The organism is Kitasatospora sp. NBC_00374, from assembly GCF_041434935.1.
In the GTDB taxonomy this organism is placed as follows: Bacteria; Actinomycetota; Actinomycetes; order Streptomycetales; family Streptomycetaceae; genus Kitasatospora.
The window spans coordinates 1,303,703-1,326,551 of the sequence record NZ_CP107964.1 but is presented as its reverse complement, the minus strand read 5'-3'; the positions used below and the strand labels follow the sequence as shown (position 1 = coordinate 1,326,551).

Here is a 22,849-nt window from a genome sequence, read left to right as displayed (position 1 = left end):
ACGGCGTGCCGCACCGACCACGGCGGTGCCGTACCGACAATGGTGTGAAATCCAGCTATGGGGATGTCCATGCCATGCCTTTACCGGTAGTTTCCCTCCAGCGCATTCCTGCCTTCGCGTCACCTCTCGCACCGTCATGGACCGCCGGAAGGACACGCCTTGAACGTACGGAACCGCCGCGCCGCCGCAGCCGCCCTCGCCGTGGCCGCGCTGACCGCGCCACTGCTGCTGGTCGGGGCAGGACAGGCGTCCGCCGCCGACGACTACGGCCACCACGACCCCGCCGCCAAACGGGCGGAGCTGCTCGCCCGGGACCTGGTCCGCCACAGCGGCGCCGACGACGCCTACCGGACGCTGAAGGTGCTCCAGCGGATCGCGGACCGCAACGGCGGCACCCGGGTCGCCGGGTCGCCCGGCCACCAGCAGTCGGCCGAGTACGTCGCCGACCAGGCCCGCCGGGCCGGACTCAAGGTCTCCAGGCACGAGTTCGACTACGTCTTCACGCAGACCCTGGCGCAGACCCTGAAGGTGGTCTCGCCCGAGGCCGAGGACCTGCCGGTGCTCGCGATGACCTACTCGGCCTCCACCCCGGTCGGCGGCATCACGGCCCCGCTCGCGGTCGTCCCCGCGGACGCCACCACCGGCTGCGAGGACACCGACTACGCGGCGGGTGCCTTCACCGGCAAGGTCGCACTGATCAAGCGGGGCGGCTGCAGCTTCGCGATCAAGCAGGCCGCGGCCGCGGCGGCGGGTGCGGTCGGCGCCCTCGTCTACAACAACGCGGCCGGCGACCTGAACGGCACCCTGGGCGACCCCGAGGTGGCCAAGGTCCCGACCGGTGGGATCACCCAGGCCCGCGGCGAGGCACTGGCCGCGAAGGCGGCGGCCGGACCGGTCGCGGTGGCGCTGGAGATCCGTACCTCCCACGAGACCCGCCGGACCTGGAACGTCATCGCCGAGACCCGTGGCGGCGACGAGCGCAACACCGTCTTCGTCGGCGCCCATCTCGACTCGGTGCTGGCCGGCCCCGGCATCAACGACAACGGCTCCGGTTCGGCGGGCATCCTGGAGGTGGCCAGGGAGCTGGCGGGGCACCAGGTGAAGAACAAAGTGCGGTTCGCCTGGTGGTCCGCCGAGGAGTTCGGCCTGGTGGGCTCGGAGAAGTACGTGGCGTCGCTGTCCGAGGAGGAGCGCAAGAAGATCAAGCTCTACCTCAACTTCGACATGATCGCCTCGCCGAACCCGGTGCGCTTCGTCTACGACGGCGACGACTCCGACCACGTCGGTTCCGGCCCCGGCCCGGAGGGCTCCGCCCAGCTGGAGCGCCGGATCAACGGCTACCTGGACCGCCGCGGCCTGGTCCACGACGGCACCGACTTCACCGGCCGGTCCGACTACGGCCCGTTCATCGCGGCCGGGATCCCGGCGGGCGGCACCTTCACCGGGGCGGAGGGCATCAAGTCCGACACCCAGGCGGCCCGGTACGGCGGCCAGGCCGGGGTGGCCTACGACACGTGCTACCACCAGGCCTGCGACACCCTGAAGAACCTGGACCTCAAGGTCTTCGACGTCAACATCGACGTCATCGCGGACTCCGTCGGCACCTACGCCTGGGACCTCTCCTCACTGTCGGCCCCGGTCGCGCCCGAGGACACCACCGGGCAGCCGGGCAGCGGCGGCGGCCTGCACGAGGGGCACCAGGAGGTCACCGAGTAGCCCCGGCGGGCGGTCAGGCGGAGGCGCCGCCGTCGATCACCAGGTCGGCGCGGGGCGCCGCTGGCGGCGTCGGCGACCACCGCGTGGCCCCGGCCGCCGGCGGCCCTGGATCGTTCGGTCGAGAAAGAGGGCCGAGAACGGGCCCCCGGCCGCCTGGGCGACCGGGGGCCCGGATCGGAGGCCGGCCCGCGTCAGATGACGGTCTCGGCCTCGATGTAGCGCTCGGTCGGCACGGTCTTCAGCTCGGCGACGGCCTCGCCCAGCGGGACCAGCTTGATCTCGGTGCCCTGCAGCGCCGTGATGTGCCCGAAGGCACCCTTGTGGGCGGCCTCCACGGCGTGCCACCCGAAGCGGGTGGCCAGCACCCGGTCGTACGCGGTGGGGGTGCCGCCGCGCTGGGTGTGGCCGAGGATCACCGGGCGGGCCTCCTTGCCGAGGCGGTGCTCCAGCTCGCCGGAGAGCTGGGTGGCGATGCCGGTGAACCGCTCGTGGCCGTAGATGTCCCGGGTGCCCTCTTCCCAGTGCATGGTGCCGGGCTCGGGCTTGGCGCCCTCGGCGCAGACCACGATGGCGAACTTCTTGCCACGCTCGAAGCGCTCGCGGACGACCTCGGTGAGCTTGTCGATGTGGAACGGGCGCTCCGGCACCACGATCGCGTGGGCGCCGGCGGCCATGCCCGCGTTGAGCGCGATCCAGCCGGTGTGCCGGCCCATCACCTCGACCACCATGACCCGCTGGTGGGACTCGGCGGTGGTCTTCAGCCGGTCCAGTGCGTCGGTGGCCACCGAGACGGCCGTGTCGAAGCCGAAGGTGACGTCGGTGCAGGCGATGTCGTTGTCGATGGTCTTCGGCACGCCGACGACCGGCAGTCCGCCGTCGCTCATCAGCTTGGCGGCCTTGAGGGTGCCCTCGCCGCCGATCGGGATGACCGCGTCGATGCCGAGGTCCTGGCAGTGCTTCTTGGCCCGCTCGACACCGTCGCGCAGGTGGCTCGGCTGGACCCGAGAGGAGCCCAGTATCGTGCCGCCCTGGGCGAGGATGCCGCTCACCGAGTCGAGGGTCAGGGGCCGGTGGACGCCTTCGAGGAGGCCGCGCCAGCCGTCCTGGAACCCGATGATCTCGTCGCCGTGGTCGACCACCCCCCGGTGGACCACGGAACGGATCACGGCGTTCAGGCCGGGGCAGTCACCGCCGCTGGTCAGGACACCAATACGCATTCTTTGCAACTCCCCTGGGGGCACCCCCAGCCGCCAGGCTGGAGGAAGTACCGGACGGCCGGACGACCACCTCGGTGTCGCCACCGCGGTCGGTCGATTTCGGACATCAAGCCCGAAAACGACCATGATGCACAGCATACGGTTCCTGCGTCCGGCCGGGCAGGCACCGGCGCGGGAGCGGCATCGTCGACGCCTCCGCGCGTAACTGCGGCTGGACGCCGAGGAGGGTGTGCGTCCAGCGCTTCCTATTCTGTTATGCCGACGGCCACTCGAGCACGGGTCGACCGGATGCTGGTCTTTCCCGCGGTGGCGCGGCGGGGGTCTGGGCCCCGCGGCGGGCCGAGGTCCCGGGTGTCTGCCGGGACCTCGGGCCGGGTGCGGCCTGCTACGCGGGGCGGCTGGTGGCGGCGATCCGCTCGGCCCGCAGCGCGTCGTACCAGGTGGTGTCGGCCGGCGGGAGGGCGTTCACGTCCAGCGCCAGCTTGATCAGCATGTCCGCGACGGCGGGGTTGCGGGCCAGCACCGGGCCGTGCAGGTAGGTGCCGAAGACGGTGTCCCGCCAGGCACCCTCGGTGCCGTCGCCGGTGCCGTTGCCCCGGCCGACCTGGACCGACGCGAACGGCTTGACTCCCTGGCCGAGGTGGGTGATGCCCTGGTGGTTCTCGAAGCCGGTCAGCTGCGGCAGGCCGAGCTGCGGGTCGACGCTCGCCAGCACGTCGCCGACGCAGCGGGCGCCCTCGCCGCGGGTGGTCCAGACGTCGAGCAGGTCCAGGCCCGGCTCGCGCTCGCCGAGGTCGTTGATGAACTCGCGGCCGAGGATCTGGTAACCGGCGCAGACCGAGAAGATGATCGCGCCGTTCTCGGCGGCGCGCTGCAGGCCGCCGTCGTTGCGCAGCCGCTCGGCGGCCAGCCGCTGCGGGCGGTCCTCACCGCCGCCGATCAGGTAGATGTCCCCGCTGGTGGGCACCGCCTGGTCGGAGCGGACGTCGATCCGGGTCACCCCGAGCCCGCGCTGGCGGGCCCGGCGCTCGACGACCAGCGCGTTGCCGCGGTCGCCGTAGGTGCTCAGGAGGTCGGGATAGACCCAGACCACCCGCAGGCTGCTCTCGCTCATCCTGGTAGGCCTTCCCTGCTGCTGCGACCCGTACTGCGGGTCCGAACCGAAACCGGGGCTCTGGTGGGGCGGCATCGACATCAGCTCACCACCGCCTTGCGCAGCTGCTGGAACGCGGTGTAGTTGGCGATCGCCTCGATGCGACCGGCCGGGGCGACCCGGACGGCCTCCTCCAGGCTGTCCACGACCTGGAAGTGCAGACCCGCGACCTCCAGCCGGACGGCCAGGTCCAGCTTGCGCTGGCCCATCACGAAGATCGGGTGGCCGGACAGCCGCTCGTAGTCGACGTCCCACAGCCACGAGGTGTCGGTGCCGTCGGCGTCCATCGCGTTCACGGAGAGCACCACCGGGGCCGGCGGGCCGTCGATCAGCGAGAACGTCTCCAGCCAGCCGGCCGGGTTCTTGGCGAGCAGCAGCCGGACCTCGCGGCCCAGGTAGGAGACCACGTCGTAGCGGCCGGCCACGGCGGCCACGGACTGCATCCGCTGCAGGGCGACCTGCGGGGCGACGCCGAAGACGGCGGCCACCGCGGCCGAGCTGGTGGCGTTGGCCAGGTTGGCGCGGCCGGGCAGCTGGAGCTGGATCGGCCAGGCACCGCGGTGCGGGTCGATCACGTGGGTGCCCTGGAGCGCCCAGTGCGGGTTGGGACGGCGGAAGCCGCAGTCCTGGCAGAACCAGTCGTCGCCCGGGCGCTGCATCACACCGCCGCAGGACGGGCAGGACCAGGCGTCCTCCTTCCAGGCCTGTCCGGCGGCCACCCAGACCACCTTCTTGCAGGAGGAGGCGGCCCAGGTCACCAGCGGGTCGTCCGCGTTCGCGATGATCACCGCGTCGGTGTCCTTGAGCCCCTCGCGCCACTTCTCGGCCATCATCCGCGTCTCGGCGGCGCGGTCGAGCTGGTCGCGGGAGAGGTTGAGCAGCGCTATGGCCTTGGGGCGGGTGTCCCGGGCGACCATCGGCAGGTACTTCTCGTCGACCTCGATGACACCGAACCGCGCGTCCGAGCCGCCGGCCAGGGCGGCGGTGATGCCGGCCGGCATGTTGGCGCCCAGAGCGTTGGAGACGACCGGGCCGGCGGCGCGCAGCGCCTCGGCGATCAGCCGGGTCGTGGTGGTCTTGCCGTTGGTCGCGCTGACCAGGACCACGTCGAGGTGGTCGGCGAGGGTCGCGAGCAGGTCGGGGTCGAGCTTGAGAGCTACCTTGCCGCCGATCACCGAGCCACTGCCGCGGCCCGCCTTCTGGGAGAGGGCAGCGGCCATCCGGCCGGCCGTCACGGCGATCTTGGCGCGGGCGGGCAGCGAGGCGTCGCGCGCGCCCGTGGCTTCCGAATCGGTGCCTGGCATGCTCAGTGGTTCCTCCTTGCTGCGGCACCGCCCAGGTCGAGCAGTGACCGTCGGGCGGCGGGGACGGGGGCCAGCCTACCCACTCCTTGCCCGACCGTTGATCCCCGGACCCGCTCGGGCGCCCTGACGGGGGTTCGGGGACGGGCCGTGCGGACCTGCCGGAAGCGGTCGGGCGAGCGGTCCGGGCGGGCGCTTCCGCGGCCCTTCCGAGCCGTCCGCGGGTACGGGTACGGGTACGGGTGCCGGTACGGGTGGGCCCCGGCGCCCCTCGGCGGTCCGCCCTCGCCGAGGGGGGACCGCCGAGGGCCGGCCGGGGCCGGTGGACGTCAGCGGCCGGGGCGGCTGGGCCAGGGGGTGGGCAGCTGCTCGGTGGCCTCCGCGAGGTGCGCGGTGATCACCAGTGTGCCGTCCTCGACCTGGTAGTCCAGCGGCGCGGACAGCCGCCGCATGGTGGCGATCAGGCCGCCGTTGGAGGCGTGGGTGACGGCGTAGACCGTCGGCACCCCGGCCTCCAGGGCGAGGGCGGCCATCCGCCGCAGCAGGTCGACGCCGAGGCCGCGCCGCTGCCAGGCGTCCTCGACCAGCAGGGCCACCTCGGCCCCGTCGTCGTCCCAGAGCAGGTGGGCCAGCGCGACGATCCGGCCGTCCGCCGTCTCGACCGCGAGGGTCTGGCCGTGCCGGGGGTCGAGCAGGTGGTCCAGGTAGCGGTCGGCGTCCCGGACCGGGCCGTGGTAACGCTTGCGCAGGGTGTCGGGGGAGCAGCGCCGGTGCATCTCCAGCGCGGCGGCCTTGTCGGCGGGCTCGGCCCGGCGGACCGTCAGGTCTGCCCCCGCGGGCAGGGTGAGCCGTGCCTCCACCTTGGGCACCCGCGGGCCCAGCAGGCTGTCCAGCTCGACCAGGGCCTGGGCCCGGGCGAACTCGGTCGGGGTGAACGGCAGGTGCGGCCGGCTGAGCTCGATCAGGTCACCGGACGGCACCGGCAGCCGCATCACGTGCCCGTCCACCCCGGCGGGGGTTGCGGCGCCGGCGGCCGGGTACTGCCGGATCGCGCACCGGCCGAACAGCTGCCGCAGCGCGACCGGCAGTTCGGCGGCGTCCAGGGCCGTCCTGGTGGCCAGGGCCAGCACATGGGTGGGCGCGTCGACCAGGTCGTGCGCGTCGGCCCGGTCGGTCCAGATGTCGTGTCCGCCGGCGGCGGCCACGACGGCGGTCAGCTCGGCCCGGCCGAGGGACCGTGGGGCGCGGACGAAGAACTCGTCCACCGCCCCGGTGGGCAGCGGGTGCGCCTGCATCGAGACGATGTTCACGCCCTGCCCGGCCAGCGCCGTGCAGATCCGGCCCAGGCTGCCGGGGGAGTCCTCGACGGTGGTGCGGATCCGCCACAGCGCGGCGGCCTCGAACTCGTCCAGCGGCCCGGTCACCGCGGCGTCCCCGGGTGGTGCGGGGGTGTCGGGCGAGGGCAGCCCGTGCGGGTGCCGGTGTGCCCACCAGCTGTGGAACAGCGCCGTGGCGAGCAGTGCGGCGGCCGAGGCGGCCAGCAGCACCGGCCCGTCGTGGCCGTGCACCACGACGTTGGCGACCAGGTCCGCGGAGGCGACGGCCAGGAAGACCGCGGCCAGCTCGACGGTGTCTCTGCGCCAGCGGTGGTGCCGGGTGCCGCGGCGCTGGGCGCGGGAGGGGGTGGAGGGCAGGGTGGGCGTCGAATGGTCCATGTGAGTATGGTGTCGCGCCGGTGTTTCACGATCACGAATCCCCCGTGACCTTGCGGTTAATGTCCTCGGATGCGGTCGGCGGCCCGGTGGACGGTCAGCCGGTCGCCCGGTGCCCCGTCAGCTCGGCTCCGGCGGCGCGGACTTCGGCCAGCAGCAGACGCAGGTCGTCCCCGGTGGTGGCGGCGTTCAGCAGGCAGGCCCGCAGCATCTCGCGGCCCTGCAGCAGGGCCCCGGTGACGAAGACCCGGCCGCGCTGCTGGACCGCGACCGGCAGCCGGCCGTTGAGGGCGTCCAGCTCGGCCTCGGTGAGGCCGGCCGGGCGGTACCGGAAGGCGACGATCGAGGTCTCCACGGGTGCCAGCAGCTCCAGCTCCGGGTCCGCCGTCACCAGCTCGCCGAGCCGCCGGGCCAGCGCGGTGCAGCGGGCGATGTCGGCGGAGATGCCCGCCCGGCCGCGGTGCGCGATGGTGGCCCAGACCTTGAGCGAGCGGAACGGGCGGGTCTGCTCCATGCCGTACTCGGAGAACCAGCCGAGCTCGCCGGCCTCCTCGTCGCGCAGGTAGGAGGGGACCAGGCTGAAGGTGGAGCGCAGCGCCTCGGTGTCCCGGACCAGCGCGCAGCCGCAGTCCACCGGCACGCCGAGCCACTTGTGCGGGTCGAGGGCGAGCGAGTCGGCCCGGTCCATGCCGGCGTAGCGGTGCGCGATGGTGTCGTCCAGCACGCCGAACGCGCCGTACGCGCCGTCGACGTGCATCCACAGGCCCTCCTCGGCGCACAGGTCGGCGATCGGGTGGAAGGCGTCGACGGCGCCGGTGCCGACCGTGCCGGCCGAGGCGACCACGAGGAACGGCAGCCGCCCGGCCGCCCGGTCCTCGGCGACGGCGGTGCGCAGGGCGGCGGTGTCCAGCCGGCCCTCGGCGTCGGTGGCGAGGGTGCGCAGGTGGCGGCTGCCGAGCCCGAGCAGTTCGGCGGCCTTGCGGACACAGGAGTGGGTCTCGCCGGTGACGTAGCCGACCATCGGGGGCAGGCCGCTGAGGCCGTCCAGGCGCAGGTCGTGGCCGGCCCGGCGGGCGGCGCGGTTCCGGGCGGCGGCCAGACAGAGGACGGTGGCCATCGAGGTGCCGGAGGTGAGGATGCCGCCACCGGCCGGGTGCGGGAAGCCGACCAGTTCGGCGATCCAGCGGACCACGGCCCGCTCCAGGTGGACGTCGGCGTGGTCGCCGCCGGCCGAGCTGGGGTTCATCGCGGACGCCGCCAGGGTGGCCAGCACCCCGGCGGGCTGCGGGGCGGAGTTGACCCAGCCGAAGAATCGGGGGCTGCCGTTGCCCATGGGAGCGGGCATCACCCGGTCGCCGATCACCGCGAGCAGCTCGTCCAGGGCGGTGCCGTGTTCGGGCAGCTCCAGCTCCAGCAGGTCCTTCCGCTCGGCCGGGTCCATCGGCTGCCAGACCGGGCGGCCCGGCAGCCCGTCGAGGTAGTCGGAGACCAGCTCGGCGGCCGCTCGGGCCGCGCTGCGGAAGTCCTCGCTCATGGTGGTGCTCCATCAGGGTGCAATGGTGGCGCGACTTCCTCGGCGCAGCCGGCTCGGCACGATCGTACGCCCCGGCCGGACGGCCCCCGCGCGCCGGTTCGCCCCGCCTCTAGGGGCCCGACACTCGCGCGGCGAACGAGCCGAAGGGCGCGCCGGCGCCGAAAGGGAGAGGGCCAAGGCCCCGACGGAGGAGGGGCCGCGGTGCCCGCCGGCCGTCGGCGCCGGATCCGGAGCGCCCGGAGGCGAGCCGAGCCTCCGAGAAGCGGCTCAGTCGAGGGTGCTGGACAGCCCGCCCGCGGTGCGGCAGTACCCGGCGATCTCCTTGTTGGTGATCTTCGCGCAGAGCCGCCCGGCCGCCCCGCCGTCGGTGTAGTTGACGGTGTAGTAGCTGACCAGGCCCTGCGCGCAGGCCTGGCGCTGCCAGGCGTCCGCGGCCGTGGCGCACTGGTTGGCGGCCCAGTCCTCGCGGTCCAGGTTGTACTTCATCGTCCGGGAGCCGACGCCGCGGCTGCAGTCGTTGGCGCCGCCGCTCGCCTTGCCGTTGAGGCACCACTTGAGGGCCTCCGCGAACGCCTCGGGGTGGTTGGCGTAGTCGTGCGAGCTGAGGTAGAAGGTCGGCGCGTAGAAGAAGCAGGCGGACTGGAACAGCGCCGGCTGCTCGGGGCAGGGGTAGAGCGGGTCCTTGGCGATCTTGTCCGCGGGGAGGTTGGCCTTGGCCTTCTCGTCCTCCTCGTCCGGGGCGAAGAGCTGCATGAACAGGCCCTCGGAGCAGGTGATCCGGCGGCTGTCGGTGGGGAACTTGTTGCACAGCGCCCGGGCCGCCGGGATGTCCTGCTTGGTGACGAACATGATGCCGTGGCCGATGCCGTGGATGCACGGCCCGGTGTTCTTGGGCGCGCACAGGGTGAGGATGTCCTGCTCGGGCGTCTTGGAGTTGGCCAGCATCTCCTCGACGGCCCCGTGCAGATAGCCCGCCGCGCAGGTCTCGTGCGGAAACGAGATGACCTTCTGGAAGTCCTGCTGGTAGCGCAGCACCGCCGCGTGGCCGAGCTCGTGCGCGATCGGGTGGCAGAACCGGACGGTGTAGGGCTTGTCCTTGCTGATCTTGTCCAGGTCCGCCAGCGCTACCCCCGGGTCGGTCGCCTGCATCTCCGCCATCAGCTTGTTCCGCAGCGTGCTGCGGGTCCACACCGCGGGGTCCCCGGTCGGCGTCGCCGGTGCGGCGGCGGTGCCCTCGGCCGGGGCGCCGCCCGGCTGTGCGGTGGCGCCGACCGAGGCCGCGGGCTGCGTGCCGGGCGTCCAGTCGGTGAGGGCGACCGCGCCCAGGCCCAGGGCGCCGAGCAGGACGGCGGTGATGATCGCGAATAGTCGCGGGTGCATGGCAGAGATCCCCCGGTGGTCGGACGTGGACGGCGGGTGTTCACCATCCTGGCCGCCCCGGGCCGGAAAGCATGGATCGGAGGCAGCCATTCGGGACGGGTTCGGCCCAACGGCCCAACAGCCTCGCGGCCGGTCGGACCGTCACGATTCCCGTCCCCCGGGTGCCGGACCCACACCGTCTCACAACATCAGCGCCACATGGTACTTCGTCAGCCAGGCGTCCAACTCCAGCGCCAGTTCCGTCCCCTGCCGGACGGCCTGCGGGTCGGTGTCGGCCCGCAGTGCGGCGACCACCGCCTTGGGGTCCAGCAGCTCGAACCCGGGCGCACCGGGGTCCGCGGCCAGCTCGGTCAGGCCGGCGCGCAGGGCCAGCGGATACCCCGGGTCCTGGGTGGTCGGGTAGGGGCTCTTCACCCGGTCGGCCACCGCGGCGGGCAGCAGGTCGCGGACGGCGGCGCGCAGCAGGCTCTTCTCCCGGCCGTCGAAGGACTTCATCCGCCAGGGGGCGCTGAACACGTACTCCACCAGCCGGTGGTCGCAGAACGGCACCCGCACCTCCAGGCCGCTCGCCATCGAGAGCCGGTCCTTGCGGTCCAGCAGGATCCGCACGAAACGGCTCAGGTGCAGGTACGAGAGCTCCCGCATCCGCCGCTCCACCGGGTCTGCGCCGTCCGGGTGCGGCACCTCCGCGAGTGCCTGCCGGTAGCGGTCGGCCCGGTAGCCGTCCAGGTCGAGGGCGGTGAGCAGGTCGGGGGAGAGCAGGGCCGTCGGGCCGAGACTGCCGGGCCCGGCCAGCTGGGTCATCGCGGCCAGCCAGGGAAAGTCGTCCGCGGCCACCACCTCGGGCTGGTGGAACCACCGGTAGCCGCCGAACAGCTCGTCCGCGGACTCGCCCGACAGCGCGACCGTGGACTGCTCCCGGACGGCGCGGAAGAGCAGCAGCATCGAGGTGTCCAGCGCGCCGAAGCCCATCGGGTAGTCCCAGGCGCGCAGCACGCCGGCCCGGGTCGGGCCCGCCGCCAGCGCGGCACTGTCCAGCTCGACCACCCGGTGGTCCGCGCCGACGTGCTCGGCGACCAGCCGGGCGTACGGGCCGTCGGGGGTGTCGCGCAGCGCGTCGGCCCGGAAGTGTTCGCTCTGGCCGGTGTAGTCGACCGCGAAGGAGCGGACGGGACCCTGCCCGGACTCCCGCAGGGCGAGGGCGGCCAGCGCGGTCACGGCACTGGAGTCCAGGCCGCCGGACAGCAGCGAGCACAGCGGGACGTCGGATATCAGCTGGCGTCGGACGGTGTCGGTGAGCAGTTCCCGGACGGTGGCCACGGTCTGCGGCAGGTCGTCGGTGTGCTCCCGGGCCTCCAGCGCCCAGTACCGGCGGGCCGTCAGACCCTCGCGGCGGACGTGCACCACCTGCCCGGGCACCACCTCGTGGATGCCCCGGTAGACCGCGTGCCCGGGGGTCTTGGCGAAGGAGAGCAGCTCGCGCAGCCCGTCCAGGTCGACCTCGGGCCGCACCAGGGGGTGGGCGAAGAGCGCCTTCGGCTCGGAGCCGAACAGCACGCCGTCGGGGGTGCGGTGGTAGAAGAGCGGTTTGACGCCCATCCGGTCCCGGACCAGCAGCAACTCCTCGGCGCGCGGGTCCCACAGGGCGAAGGCGAACATGCCGTTGAGCCGCTCGGCGAGGTGCTCGCCCCACTGCAGGTAGGCCCGCAGCACCACCTCGGTGTCGCTGCGGGTGCGGAAGCGGTGGCCCGCCAGCTCCAGCTCGGCGCGCAGTTCACGGTGGTTGTAGACCTCGCCGCTGTAGCTGAGGACGGCGAGGGTGCGGCCGTCCTGCTCGGCGGCCATCGGCTGCGCCCCGCCCTCGATGTCGATCACTGCCAGCCTGCGGTGGCCGAGCGCGGCGTGCCGCTCCCGGTGGACGCCGCCCGCGTCGGGGCCGCGGCAGGCCATGGTCGCGGTCATCGCGTCGAGCACCGCGTGCCCGGTGGTCGTCAGGTCACGGTCGAAGCTCACCCAGCCGGTGATCCCGCACATCGGCACTTACCCCCACGGTAGTGTGACGAATACGGAAAGTGACGCTACGCCCTGCTGTCGGGGAGATCAATGGGTGCGCGACAGCCGAATGTCTGAAGATCTGCCCGATTTCGGGCAGGATTCTTGGTGAACGGAAGAGTGGCGCCTAGGCTCCTTGCTCGTGCCCGCCTCGCCCCACCCCCACGACGACCTCCTCGCCCACCTGACCCGGATCACCCCGCTGGGGCCCGGCGAGGCGGCGCGCGTGGTCGCCGAGGTGCTGGCGTACTTCTCCGAGTCCACCGAGGAGTACGTCCGCCGCCGCCACGGGGAGCTGCAGGCGCGAGGCCTGACCAACGAGAAGATCTTCACCCGGCTCGGCGCCGAACTCGCCGCCCGCCGGGTCGCGGCGCCCGAGCTGTCCACCCGGCAGCTGCGCCGCATCGTCTACGGCTGATACGGCCGAGCCCGCCGGCCGCCACCACCCGAACCCTCGCCTGAACCTCGCTTGAACCCGAGCCGACCCCTTGGAGTCCCAAATGTGCGGAATTGTGGCCTACATCGGCCCGAAGGACGCCACCGCCTTCCTGCTGGAGGGCCTGCAGCGCCTGGAGTACCGCGGCTACGACTCGGCCGGCGTGGCCGTCGCGGCCAAGGGCGGACTGAAGGTCTGCAAGGTGAAGGGCCGCGTCGCCGACCTCGCCGCCGCCGTGCCCGCCCGCTTCAAGGGCACCACCGGCATCGGCCACACCCGCTGGGCCACCCACGGCGTGCCCAGTGACGCCAACGCCCACCCGCACACCGACGTCAGCGAGCGGATCGCGGTGGTGCACAACGGCATCATCGAGAACGCCGACCAGCTGCGCGCCCTGCTCACCGCCGAGGGCGTCGTCTTCACCTCGGAGACCGACACCGAGGTCCTCGCCCACCTGATCGCCGCACACAGCGGAGAGGGCGTCGAGCTGGAGGACGCCGTACGCACCGCGCTCGGCCAGGTCGTCGGCACCTACGGCATCGCCGTCCTCGACGCCCAGCAGCCCGACCGGATCGTGGTCGCCCGCAACGGCAGCCCGATCGTGCTCGGCCTCGGCGAGAAGGAGATGTTCGTCGCCTCCGACGTCGCCGCCCTGGTCCGCTACACCCGCCAGGTCGTGCACCTCGAGGACGGCGAGCTCGCCACCGTCCGCGCCGACGGCTTCCGCACCTTCACCGAGGAGGACGCCCGCACGGTCACCCGCCAGCCGTCCACCGTCGACTGGGAGGTCGCCTCCTACGACACCGCGGGCTACCAGCACTACCTGCTCAAGGAGATCCACGAGCAGCCCGGAGCCGTCGAGCGCACCCTGAGCGGCCGCCTCGACGAGCGCTTCGCCACCGCCCACCTTGGCGGCCTGAACCTGGACGCCCGGGAACTGCGCGAGATCCGCCGGGTCAAGATCCTCGGCTGCGGCTCCGCCTACTACGCCGGCGAGATGGGCGCCCAGCTGATCGAGGAGCTGGCCCGCATCCCCGCCCACAGCGAGCCCGCCTCCGAGTTCCGCTACCGCAACCCGGTGATCGAGGCCGACACCCTGTACGTCGCGGTCAGCCAGTCCGGCGAGACCTACGACACCCTCGCCGCCGTCCAGGAGATCAAGCGCAAGGGCGGCCGCGTCCTCGGCGTCGTCAACACCGTCGGCAGCGCCATCGCCCGCGAGTGCGACGGCGGCATCTACCTGCACGCCGGCCCCGAGATCTCGGTCGCCTCGACCAAGGCCTTCACCTCCACCGTGATCGCCTTCGCCCTGCTCGCCCTGCACTTCGGCCGCATCCACGACCTCTCCCCGGCCGACGGCCGACGGATCGTCGCCGGCCTCAAGGCCCTGCCGGACCACATCCGCGAGATCCTCAAGCAGGAGGAGCAGATCGCCGAGCTCGCCGCCGCGTACGCCGACAACGCCGGGATGATGTTCATCGGCCGCACCCGCGGCTACCCGGTCGCCCGCGAGGGTGCGCAGAAGCTCAAGGAGATCTCCTACGTCCACGCCGAGGCCTACCCCGCCAGCGAGCTGAAGCACGGCCCGCTCGCGCTGATCAGCCCCGAGCTGCCCACCGTCGCCCTCGTCCCCGACGACGAGCTGCTCGACAAGAACCTCACCACCCTCGGCGAGATCAAGGCCCGCTCGGGCCGGATCCTCGCCATCGCGCACCGCACCCCCGACGCCAAGCTGATCGACCACTGCGTCGTGGTGCCCAAGAGCGAGCCGGAGCTCGACCCGCTGCTCCTCAACATCCCGCTGCAACTGCTCGCCTACTACGCGGCGGTGGCCCTGGGCCGGGACGTCGACAAGCCGCGCAACCTGGCCAAGAGCGTCACCGTCGAGTAGCCGTCAGGCGGCCGGCGTATCGGCCTGTCGCCGTCCCGGCGCCCCGGTGCATGGTTGCGCCGGGGCGCCCGGGCGCTTCACGGGCTGACGGCGAGGACCAGGCAGTGCGGTGACGGGCTCCGGTGGCGCTGGTGCGGGCGTGCTCCTGCGCCCGGCCGACCCGCACGGCAGGTCGGTCGCGACGGCCGCGGTGACGTCGAGCCCGACCCAGTCGGCGGCGGTGGAGATCCGGCCGGTGCCGAGCGCGGCGCCGAGTGCGGGAGCGGTTCCAGGTGGCGGCGGTCTCCGTCCACTCGCCGGTGGCGGCGAAGGAGGTCGGCCTGATGGCAGGCGCTTCCCCTCGCCGGCCGGACAACGCTTTTCGATCGACATCGCGCCCTCGGACACGGATGTGACCACAGCTCAGCACCGGCCGGGGCTATGGTTCGAACAGGGCCCGGCAGGTGCCCACGAGCGTCGGACGATCGCGGTAGGAGAACAGCGATGCGATTCGGAATCATCGGGACCGGCACCGTCGGCCGGACTCTCGCAGGCAAGCTGACCTCGCTCGGCCACGAGGTCACCGTCGGCTCCCGGACGAAGGACAACGCGGCCGCCAACGAGTGGGCCGACCGCTCCGGCCCCTACGGGCACGCCGGCACCTTCGCGGAGGCCGCCGACTTCGGCGAGGTGGTCGTCAACGCGACCGCCGGGACGGTCTCGCTGCAGGCCCTGCGGCTGGCCGGCGCCGAGCACCTGGCGGGGAAGGTGCTGATCGACGTCTCCAACCCGCTGGTCTTCTCACCGACCGGCGAGGTCAGCCTGGATCCGGTCAACACCGACAGCGTCGCCGAGCGGATCCAGCGGGAGTTCCCCGCGGCCCGGGTGGTCAAGGCGCTGAACACCGTCAACGCCAACGTGATGGTGGACCCGGCCCGGCTGCCCGGCACCCACAACCTCTTCCTGGCCGGTGAGGACCCGGAGGCCAAGGCCGTCGTCCGGGGCGTGCTGGTGGAGTTCGGCTGGCCCTCCGCGGCCGTCCTGGACCTCGGCGGGATCTCGGCCGCCCGCGGCCTGGAGATGCTGATGCCGTTCTGGCTCGACCTGATGCGGCACTTCGGGCACGTCGACTTCAACTACACGATCACCACCGCCGACTGACCCGTACGACCGACGACCGACGACCTCCGACCGACTCGCATCAGCACGGGGAGCACTATGAACGACGTCGCGCCACCGCCCTTGGAATCGCTCGACGAGGACTGGCAGACGGCCCTCGCCGTCGTCGCCCACCCCGACGACATGGAGTACGGCGCGGCCGCCGCCGTCGCCCGCTGGACCTCCCAGGGCAAGCGGGTGGTCTACGCGATGGTGACCAGCGGCGAGGCCGGGATCGACGCGATGGACCCGGACGAGTGCCGGACCGTCCGGGAGGCCGAGCAGATCACCTCCGCCGCCCTGGTCGGGGTCGACACCGTCGAGTTCCTCGGCCACCCCGACGGGGTGCTGGAGTACGGGCTGCCGCTGCGCCGGGACATCGCCCGCGCGGTCCGCCGGCACCGGCCGGAGATCGTGATCACCACCAACTTCCGGGACACCTACTTCGGCACCTTCCCCAACCAGGCCGACCACATCGCGACCGGCCGGGCCGCCCTGGACGCCGTCCGGGACGCGGGCAACCGCTGGGTCTTCCGCGAGCTGACGGCCGAGGGCCACCAGCCCTGGGACGGCGTGCGCCAGCTCTGGGCGGCGGGCTCCCCGCTGGCCCGGCACGCCGTGGACACCACCGAGCACTTCGACCTCGGGGTGGCCTCGCTCAAGGCGCACCAGGCCTACCTGGCCGGGCTGGGCGGCGACATGGCCGACGCCCGCGGCTTCCTGGAGCGGATCGGCCGGTCCACCGGCGAGCGCCTCGGGGTGCGCTACGCCTCGTCCTTCGAGGTCGTCCCGCTGCGCGGCTGACCGCCGCAGGGCCGCTCGCCAGCCGACTCCCCGCCCGGTTGCCCGGCGCCCGGCTGCCCGTCGGTCGGTTTCGCGCCGCCCGGTGGCGCGTCGGCCGACGCGCCGTTCTGCGGTCCGCGTCGGCGCCGCAGCAGCCGGCGGACGAGCAGGGCGAGCAGCAGCAGGCCGAGCGCCGCCAGCAGGTAGAGCTGGTAGCGCACGGCCTGCTCGTACAGGGTCCCGATGTTGTTCCCGGCCAGGTAGGCGGCGCTCGCCCAGAAACCGACCCAGAGCAGCGCGCCGGCCACGTTGGCGGCCATGAACCGGGGCAGGGGCATCCGGGTGGCGCCGGCGACGATGCCATTGGTCTGGCGCAGCCCGTCCACGAAGCGCGCGACGGTGACGACCTTGCCGCCGTGGCGCGCGAAGAAGCCCTCGGCGCGGCCCATCCGGGCCGGTGTGAGCCGCAGGTAGCGGCCCCAGCGCTGGACGAACAGCGGACCGCCCCGGTGGCCGATGAGGTAGCCGGCGCTGTCGCCGGCGATGGCGGCCACCACGGCTATCGCCGCCACGCCCGCGATGCTGAGCTGCCCGGTGCCGGCGTAGACGGCGGCCAGCACCAGGATGGTCTGGCCCGGGACGGGCACGCCGCAGTTGTCCAGGAACACCAAGAGGCCCACCGCCGGATAGCCGTAGTCGTCCAGCAGTGGGGCCAGATGGGACAGCGGACCGGGCAGCGATGAGGTCACGGTCGACAGCTCCCGGCCGGTGCCGACCGTGCGGGGGTTACCGGGCTTCCTGGTGCGGCTCGATGCTGGTGTCGGGCCCCGGGTAGATCAGGCCCTCGTGGCCGTCCTCGAACTGGACCAGGTACGGGGGTGCGCCGTCCGCGCCCCGGACTTCGATGATTTCGCCTTGTCGGTCCTCCATGCCCACGGACCTGCTGTGGATGTGGAGCCGGTCGCCAACCATGGCCTGCATGCTCTGCTCCTGCTCTGCTCCTGGGAGACGGAAGGACTGGTGTCTTCCACTGTGCGGCGCGCGGCGGACCGGCGCAATGGCGTGCCCTGCCGGGCGTGTCGGTCGCGGCGCGTGCGGTGCCGGGTCGCGGTGATGACCGTGTGCGGCTTGCCGCTACGGATGTCGGGCCGTGTCGGCCCCGGTGCGGTCGGTCCGCCGATCACTGACGCATCAGATCTTGCATCTAGTCGTCGATAATTTGCGCATGCATATGGACTTCATGCAACCGCGGCTCGTAGTCTCGGCACGCCCGGGACGGCAGGCCCCGCCGGGCACCCCCGAGCTCTCCCCCCGAGCCGCAAGGATGTGCAGCAGCAGATGCAGCCACCACCCCGAACCCGCGGATCCCGTACCGTCGCGGCACTCACCGCGACCGCGCTGGGCGCAGCCGGTCTGCTGACCGCCGTACTGGCCAACGCCGGTGCGGCCCATGCCGCCGGTGTCCCCGCGCTGTCGCCGCTCGCCGTGCCCGGACGCGGCGCCACCGTGCCGTTCCTGGAGCAGGAGGCGGAGTACGCGGCCACCAACGGCACCGTCATCGGCCCCGACCGGCTCTACGGGCACCTGCCCTCGGAGGCCTCCGGCCGGCAGGCCGTCACGCTCAACGCCGTCGGCCAGTACGTGGAGTTCACGCTCTCCGCGCCGGCCAACTCGATCGACTTCCGCTACAGCCTGCCCGACTCGGCGGACGGCAGGGGGCGCGACGCCTCGCTCGACCTGCTGGTCAACGGCAGCAGGCTGAAGAGCGTCGACGTCACCTCGAAGTACAGCTGGTACTACGGCGGTTACCCGTTCAACAACAACCCGGGCGACACCAACCCGCACCACTTCTACGACGAGACGCGCACCCTGCTCGGCTCGACCCTGCCGGCCGGCACGAAGATCCGTCTCCAGGTCAGCTCGACCGCCCAGTCCCCGAGCTTCACCATCGACCTGGCCGACTTCGAGAACGTGGCCGCGCCGATCGCCAGGCCCGCCGGGGCCCTGGACGTGGTGACGGACTTCGGTGCCGACCCGACCGGCGCGACCGACTCCACCGCCAGGTTCCAGGCAGCGGTCAACGCGGGCCAGGCGCAGGGCCGGACGGTCTACATCCCGCAGGGCACCTTCACCCTCCACGACCACGTCGTCGTGGACGGGGTCACCCTGGTCGGCGCCGGGCCCTGGTACAGCGTGCTCGGCGGCCGCGACCCGGGCAACCGCGCCAGGGCGGCCGGCATCTACGGCAAGTGGGTGGCGAACGGCGGGAGCCGGAACGTCACGCTCAAGGACTTCGCGATCATCGGCGACATCCGCGAGCGGGTCGACGAGGACCAGGTCAACGCCGTCGGCGGCGCGCTGTCCGACTCGGTGATCGACAACCTCTGGCTCCAGCACACCAAGGTCGGCGCCTGGATGGACGGCCCGATGGACCGGCTCACGATCAGGAACAGCCGGATCCTGGACCAGACCGCGGACGGCGTGAACTTCCACACCGGGGTGACCAACTCGACCGTCACCAACACCTTCGTCCGCAACACCGGCGACGACGGCCTGGCCTCCTGGCCGCAGGACAAGCCGAACGTCAACGACAGCTTCACGCACAACACCGTCGTCCTGCCGATCCTGGCGAACAACATCGTCACGTACGGCGGCAGGGACTTCACCATCTCCGACAACGTCATGGCGGACACCATCAGCAACGGCGGCGGCCTGCACATCGCCAACCGCTACCCCGGGGTCAACTCCGGCAGCGGGACGGCCGTGGCGGGCACCGTCACGGCCGCCCGCAACACCCTGATCCGGACCGGCAACAGCGACTTCAACTGGAACTTCGGCGTCGGCGCGGTGTGGTTCAGCGGCCTCAACGAGCCGATCTCCGGGGCCACGATCAACATCACCGACACCGACATCCTGGACAGCTCCTACGAGGCGATCCAGACCATCGAGGGCGCCGCCAACGGCATCAACCTCACCGACGTCACCATCGACGGCGCCGGCACCTACGCCATCCAGGCGCAGGCCAACGCCACCATGAAGTTCACCAACGTGACGGCGAAGAACATCGCCCAGGCCGCCACCCCGATCCACAACTGCGTCGGCACCGGCTTCGCCATCGCCGACGGCGGCGGCAACTCCGGCTGGAACACCGGCTCCACCTGCACCGGCACCTGGCCGGCACCGGTCTGGACCTACAACGGGGTGCCGGCCGGCGGCGGCACCTCCTCGCCCAGCCCCTCGCCGTCCTCGTCCCCCTCGCCGAGCCCGTCACCGTCCTCCTCGCCCTCCACCCCGCCGGCCTGCCCGACCAGCGGCAACCTCGCCCAGGGCCGGCCGGCCACCGCGTCCGGCAGCACCCAGACCTACGGCGCGGGCAACGTCGTGGACGGCGACGCCGACTCGTACTGGGAGAGCCCGAACAACGCCTTCCCGCAGTGGGTGCAGGTCGACCTCGGCTGCCGGCAGAACCTCGCGAGGCTGACGCTGAAGCTCCCGCCGCCGACCGCCTGGAACGCCCGCACCCAGACCATCGCCGTCCAGGGTTCGGACGACGGGGCGACCTTCTCGACCGTGGTCGGCGCCACCTCGTACGCCTTCGACCCGGCCGGCGGCAACACGGTGACGGTGAACCTGCCGGCGACCGCCATCCGCCACCTGCGGCTGACCTTCTCGGCCAACTCCGCCTGGCCGGCCGGGCAGCTCTCCGAGCTCCAGGTGTTCGGCGGCACCGGTACCGGGACCGCCTCGCCGAGCCCGTCGCCGTCCTCCTCGCCGCCGACCACCCCGCCCGCCTGCAACCCGGGCAGCGGGAACCTGGCGCAGGGCAAACCCGCCACCGCGTCCGGCGTCAGCCAGGTCTACGGCCCGGCCAACCTGGTGGACGGTGACGCCAACTCGTACTGGGAGAGCGCCAACAACGCCTTCCCGCAGTGGGCGCAGATCGACCTCGGCTGCCCGACCGCGATCAAGCGGCTGGTGCTCAGGCTGCCCCCGTCGAGTGCGTGGGCTGCCCGCAGCGAGACCGTCGCCGTGCAGAGGTCGGACGACGGGGCGACCTTCTCGACCGTGGTCGGCGCCACCTCGTACGCCTTCGACCCGGCGAGCGGCAACACGGTGACGGTGAACCTGCCGGCCACCACCGCCCGCCACCTGCGGCTGACCTTCACGGCCAACAGCGGCTGGCCGGCCGGGCAGCTCTCCGAGCTGCAGGTCTTCGCCTCCTAGCGAGGGTCCGCCGGCCGGGGCAGTGGCCTGTGGCGCACAGGCGGACGGCGCGGGACGGGACGGCTGCGTGCCGTCCCGTCCCCGTTTTCGTCCCCGCTTCCGTCACCGAGAGCGACCCCGTGAGCCGCCCGGGTCGACCGGTGTCCGGCCAGCTGGGCACGGCCCGAGCTGGCCGGGGATGTGGAGGTATCGTGCACCTGGAGGAGGTCGCCATGATTGCTGGCCCGGGCTTCTGGGATCTGGAGATCGCACGAGCGGGCTGGTCGCGCGTCCTGTCGCCGGGACTCGCCGACTTCCCGGAGATCGCCGGGCGCGGCACGGCGTGGGGCCGGAACTGCTACGTGCGTGGCGGTGAACGGCTGGTCATCGAGTGGTCGGACCAGGTGACGATCTCCGCGGCCATGCTCAACGGCAGGTTCTGCCCGCTGACCGCCGACCACCTGTCGGCCGCCATAGGGAGGGACGGCCCCGGTCGGCCGCGCTGACCCGTCCCGACGCCCACGACCGGCCGGCAGGGGTCAGGACGGCGTCGGGGCGGTGGCCGGTGACGGGTCGGAGAGGTAGCAGCGCAGCAGCCGCTTGCACTCGGCGATCAGTGCGGGGTCGCCGTCCGGATCGGTGCGGAACGCCAGCTTGAGGACGGCGTCGGCGCACTCCAGACCCACCCGGACGGCCAGCGGGAAGGCCGTCGGGTCGAGCAGGCCGCCGCCGATCTCCTGGATCCGAAGCGCGACCTCCGCGTTGTTGTCGAGATCGGCGTTGAGCAGGTGTTCGTCGTCGGCGAGGTCGGCGGGGACGCGGTCCACCAGCCCGAAGTCCAGGTGGCCGAAGCCGGGCACGGCCCGCTTCATGACGACGAACTCCTCGACCGCGAGGTCCACGAAGCCCGCCACCCCCGCCGGGGCCTCGGCGTCGATCCGACGGCCGAGGCGCTCCAGGTAGCGGTCGAGGTTCCGCTCGGCGAGCGCGGCCAGCAGGCTCTCCTTGCCGGAGAAGAACTGGTACAGCGTGCCGATCGGCACGTGCGCCCGCTGGGCCACCTCCTTGGTGGTCAGCGCGGTCGCGCCGACCTCGTCCAGGAGCCCGGCGCAGGCGTCCAGCAGCCGCTCGTACCGCTCCAGGCTGCGCTGCTGCACCGGTCGCCGCCGGGGCGCGCCCCCCTGGTCCCGCTGCTCCCGCCCGCCCGTCTGCGCCGTCATGCGGCCACTCTGCCGCATCCGGCGCTTCCGGGGCCAATCATCAACGTGAGGTTTTCCCCAGAGGTTTTCGAGGGATCGTGCGCGCGCTGCCTGCGGAAATCCGCTCGGAGGCGCGCGGGCGGGGTATCGCCGCGCCCGACACCCGGGCGGGCCGCCCGGTCAGCCGACTCGCGCCGCGGCCGGGGCGGCGGTCGGAGCCGGCCTGCCGAACATGGTGCGGAGCACGGCGGTCTGAAGGGCCCGGTCGGCCTCGGCCGGCTCCAGGTCCGCCTCGAATAGTCGACCGGTCGGCTACACTTTTCGAGAGGCCGAGTTGGACTCCAAGCCACTGACAGGAGACAGACATGCCATCGATCTTGATCGTGCTGACCGGTGCCCGGCACTGGACGCTGAAGGACGGCACCGCGCACCCGACGGGGTTCTGGGGGGAGGAGTTCATCGAGTCGCACCGGGCCTTCACCGCGGCCGGCGCCCGGGTCACGCTGGCCACGCCCGGAGGGGTGCGGCCGATCGTGGACGAGCTGAGCCTGGCCCCGGCGATGAACGGCGGCGACGAGGCCAAGGTCGCCGGCTTCCGCGCCTACCTCGCCGAGGTCGACGGGTTCCTCGCCGCGCCCCGGCGGCTGGAAGACATCAATCCCGCGGACTACGACGCCGTGTTCGTGCCCGGCGGCCACGGACCGATGCAGGACCTGGCCGTCAGCGACACGCTCGGCCGACTGCTGGTCTCGCTGCTCGACACTCCCGGCAAGGTGGTGGCCTCGGTCTGCCACGGCCCGGCCGGCTTCCTCCCCGCCCACCGCGCCGACGGCAGCTGGGCCTTCGACGGCCGGCACCTGACCGCGTTCACCAACGACGAGGAAACCCAGGCCGGCTTCGCGGACAAGGCCCCTGGCTGCTGGAGGACCGGCTGCGCGCGGCCGGCGCCAGGTTCGACGCCGGCGCCTCGTGGGGCAGCCACGTCATCGTCGACGGCAACCTGGTGACCGGACAGAACCCCGGCTCCACCGTCGCCGCCGCCCACCGCGTGCTCGACCTGCTCGCCTGACCACACCCATGGTGACGCGATCGCCCGCGGCGCGAGCAACCCCGCTCGCGCCGCGGGCGATCCCTG

17 protein-coding genes and 2 pseudogenes are annotated in these 22,849 nt (G+C 72.7%); 9 read left to right on the top strand and 10 right to left on the bottom strand.

Going from position 1 to position 22,849, the window contains the following annotated elements:
* Positions 1–159 precede the first annotated feature (159 nt).
* Positions 160–1,716 carry a M28 family metallopeptidase gene (locus OG871_RS06030; RefSeq protein ID WP_371494742.1) on the top strand — a complete coding sequence of 519 codons (1,557 nt, stop codon included), beginning with the start codon at positions 160–162 and terminating at the stop codon, positions 1,714–1,716.
* 191 nt (positions 1,717–1,907) lie between these two features.
* On the opposite strand, the gene OG871_RS06025 is transcribed toward OG871_RS06030, so the two are convergent.
* The 7 genes from OG871_RS06025 to asnB all read right to left on the bottom strand — a co-directional run bounded on the left by OG871_RS06025 (position 1,908) and on the right by asnB (position 12,047).
* The gene (locus OG871_RS06025) at positions 1,908–2,933 is read right to left on the bottom strand and encodes a 6-phosphofructokinase (protein ID WP_371494740.1); all 1,026 of its coding nucleotides are present in this window, start codon (positions 2,931–2,933) and stop codon (positions 1,908–1,910) included.
* Between the two features lie 385 nt (positions 2,934–3,318).
* Positions 3,319–4,047 (bottom strand): type 1 glutamine amidotransferase, encoded by a 729-nt coding sequence (locus tag OG871_RS06020; protein ID WP_371494738.1) that lies wholly within the window; start codon positions 4,045–4,047, stop codon positions 3,319–3,321.
* Between the two features lie 80 nt (positions 4,048–4,127).
* Positions 4,128–5,390, bottom strand: coding sequence for a MurT ligase domain-containing protein (locus tag OG871_RS06015; RefSeq protein ID WP_371494737.1), 1,263 nt, complete (start codon positions 5,388–5,390; stop codon positions 4,128–4,130).
* Between the two features lie 326 nt (positions 5,391–5,716).
* Positions 5,717–7,102: a GNAT family N-acetyltransferase gene (locus tag OG871_RS06010; protein WP_371494735.1), complete on the bottom strand. Its 1,386-nt coding sequence runs from the start codon at positions 7,100–7,102 to the stop codon at positions 5,717–5,719.
* A 94-nt stretch (positions 7,103–7,196) separates the two neighbouring features.
* A complete protein-coding gene (locus OG871_RS06005; protein ID WP_371494733.1) occupies positions 7,197–8,633 on the bottom strand; it encodes an aspartate aminotransferase family protein in 1,437 nt (478 codons plus the stop codon).
* A gap of 267 nt (positions 8,634–8,900) precedes the next feature.
* Positions 8,901–10,013 carry a hypothetical protein gene (locus OG871_RS06000; protein WP_371494731.1) on the bottom strand — a complete coding sequence of 371 codons (1,113 nt, stop codon included), beginning with the start codon at positions 10,011–10,013 and terminating at the stop codon, positions 8,901–8,903.
* A 180-nt stretch (positions 10,014–10,193) separates the two neighbouring features.
* Positions 10,194–12,047, bottom strand: a complete 1,854-nt coding sequence (gene asnB / locus OG871_RS05995) for an asparagine synthase (glutamine-hydrolyzing) (RefSeq protein WP_371494729.1) — start codon at positions 12,045–12,047, stop codon at positions 10,194–10,196.
* A gap of 160 nt (positions 12,048–12,207) precedes the next feature.
* Between asnB and OG871_RS05990 the strand changes: the two genes are divergently transcribed.
* From OG871_RS05990 to OG871_RS05975, 4 genes are all read left to right on the top strand, one after another.
* Entirely contained in the window at positions 12,208–12,483 is a 276-nt protein-coding gene (locus tag OG871_RS05990) for a hypothetical protein (protein WP_371494727.1), read from the top strand.
* Positions 12,484–12,565: 82 nt separating this feature from the next.
* Complete coding sequence (glmS, locus tag OG871_RS05985; RefSeq protein ID WP_371494725.1) at positions 12,566–14,392, top strand: glutamine--fructose-6-phosphate transaminase (isomerizing); 1,827 nt, start codon at positions 12,566–12,568, stop codon at positions 14,390–14,392.
* A gap of 483 nt (positions 14,393–14,875) precedes the next feature.
* Entirely contained in the window at positions 14,876–15,532 is a 657-nt protein-coding gene (locus OG871_RS05980; protein WP_371494723.1) for an NADPH-dependent F420 reductase, read from the top strand.
* A gap of 57 nt (positions 15,533–15,589) precedes the next feature.
* Positions 15,590–16,333, top strand: a complete 744-nt coding sequence (locus OG871_RS05975) for a PIG-L deacetylase family protein (protein ID WP_371494722.1) — start codon at positions 15,590–15,592, stop codon at positions 16,331–16,333.
* On the opposite strand, the gene OG871_RS05970 is transcribed toward OG871_RS05975, so the two are convergent.
* Both OG871_RS05970 and OG871_RS05965 read right to left on the bottom strand, forming a co-directional pair.
* Positions 16,294–17,061 carry a DedA family protein gene (locus OG871_RS05970; RefSeq protein ID WP_371494720.1) on the bottom strand — a complete coding sequence of 256 codons (768 nt, stop codon included), beginning with the start codon at positions 17,059–17,061 and terminating at the stop codon, positions 16,294–16,296. The genes OG871_RS05975 and OG871_RS05970 overlap by 40 nt on opposite strands.
* Before the next feature lie 37 nt (positions 17,062–17,098).
* On the bottom strand, positions 17,099–17,293 hold the full coding sequence (locus OG871_RS05965) for a DUF1918 domain-containing protein (RefSeq protein ID WP_371494718.1): 195 nt from the start codon (positions 17,291–17,293) through the stop codon (positions 17,099–17,101).
* Positions 17,294–17,650: 357 nt separating this feature from the next.
* Between OG871_RS05965 and OG871_RS05960 the strand changes: the two are divergent.
* The 3 genes and pseudogenes from OG871_RS05960 to OG871_RS05950 form a co-directional block, all read left to right on the top strand.
* A pseudogene (locus OG871_RS05960) lies at positions 17,651–20,032 on the top strand (discoidin domain-containing protein); the annotation flags it as partial.
* Positions 20,027–20,536, top strand: coding sequence for a discoidin domain-containing protein (locus OG871_RS05955; protein WP_371503223.1), 510 nt, complete (start codon positions 20,027–20,029; stop codon positions 20,534–20,536). The pseudogene OG871_RS05960 and the gene OG871_RS05955, both read left to right, overlap by 6 nt.
* Positions 20,537–20,748: 212 nt before the next feature.
* Positions 20,749–21,021, top strand: a complete 273-nt coding sequence (locus tag OG871_RS05950; protein WP_371494716.1) for a hypothetical protein — start codon at positions 20,749–20,751, stop codon at positions 21,019–21,021.
* Positions 21,022–21,054: 33 nt separating this feature from the next.
* On the opposite strand, the gene OG871_RS05945 is transcribed toward OG871_RS05950, so the two are convergent.
* Complete coding sequence (locus tag OG871_RS05945; RefSeq protein WP_371494714.1) at positions 21,055–21,735, bottom strand: TetR/AcrR family transcriptional regulator; 681 nt, start codon at positions 21,733–21,735, stop codon at positions 21,055–21,057.
* A 344-nt stretch (positions 21,736–22,079) separates the two neighbouring features.
* Between OG871_RS05945 and OG871_RS05940 the strand changes: the two are divergent.
* A pseudogene (locus OG871_RS05940) lies at positions 22,080–22,783 on the top strand (type 1 glutamine amidotransferase domain-containing protein).
* Positions 22,784–22,849 lie beyond the last annotated feature (66 nt).

Excerpts from the sequence above, each read along its gene's own strand:
- OG871_RS06025 (WP_371494740.1), bottom strand. The coding sequence starts at position 2,933 with ATGCGTATTGGTGTCCTGACCAGCGGCGGTGACTGCCCCGGCCTGAAC.
- OG871_RS05965 (WP_371494718.1), bottom strand. The coding sequence starts at position 17,293 with ATGCAGGCCATGGTTGGCGACCGGCTCCACATCCACAGCAGGTCCGTG.
- OG871_RS05975 (WP_371494722.1), top strand. The coding sequence starts at position 15,590 with ATGAACGACGTCGCGCCACCGCCCTTGGAATCGCTCGACGAGGACTGG.
- OG871_RS06005 (WP_371494733.1), bottom strand. The coding sequence starts at position 8,633 with ATGAGCGAGGACTTCCGCAGCGCGGCCCGAGCGGCCGCCGAGCTGGTC.
- OG871_RS05980 (WP_371494723.1), top strand. The coding sequence starts at position 14,876 with ATGCGATTCGGAATCATCGGGACCGGCACCGTCGGCCGGACTCTCGCA.
- glmS (WP_371494725.1), top strand. The coding sequence starts at position 12,566 with ATGTGCGGAATTGTGGCCTACATCGGCCCGAAGGACGCCACCGCCTTC.
- OG871_RS06000 (WP_371494731.1), bottom strand. The coding sequence starts at position 10,013 with ATGCACCCGCGACTATTCGCGATCATCACCGCCGTCCTGCTCGGCGCC.
- OG871_RS06010 (WP_371494735.1), bottom strand. The coding sequence starts at position 7,102 with ATGGACCATTCGACGCCCACCCTGCCCTCCACCCCCTCCCGCGCCCAG.
- asnB (WP_371494729.1), bottom strand. The coding sequence starts at position 12,047 with ATGTGCGGGATCACCGGCTGGGTGAGCTTCGACCGTGACCTGACGACC.
- OG871_RS05950 (WP_371494716.1), top strand. The coding sequence starts at position 20,749 with ATGATTGCTGGCCCGGGCTTCTGGGATCTGGAGATCGCACGAGCGGGC.
- OG871_RS06015 (WP_371494737.1), bottom strand. The coding sequence starts at position 5,390 with ATGCCAGGCACCGATTCGGAAGCCACGGGCGCGCGCGACGCCTCGCTG.
- OG871_RS06020 (WP_371494738.1), bottom strand. The coding sequence starts at position 4,047 with ATGAGCGAGAGCAGCCTGCGGGTGGTCTGGGTCTATCCCGACCTCCTG.
- OG871_RS05945 (WP_371494714.1), bottom strand. The coding sequence starts at position 21,735 with ATGACGGCGCAGACGGGCGGGCGGGAGCAGCGGGACCAGGGGGGCGCG.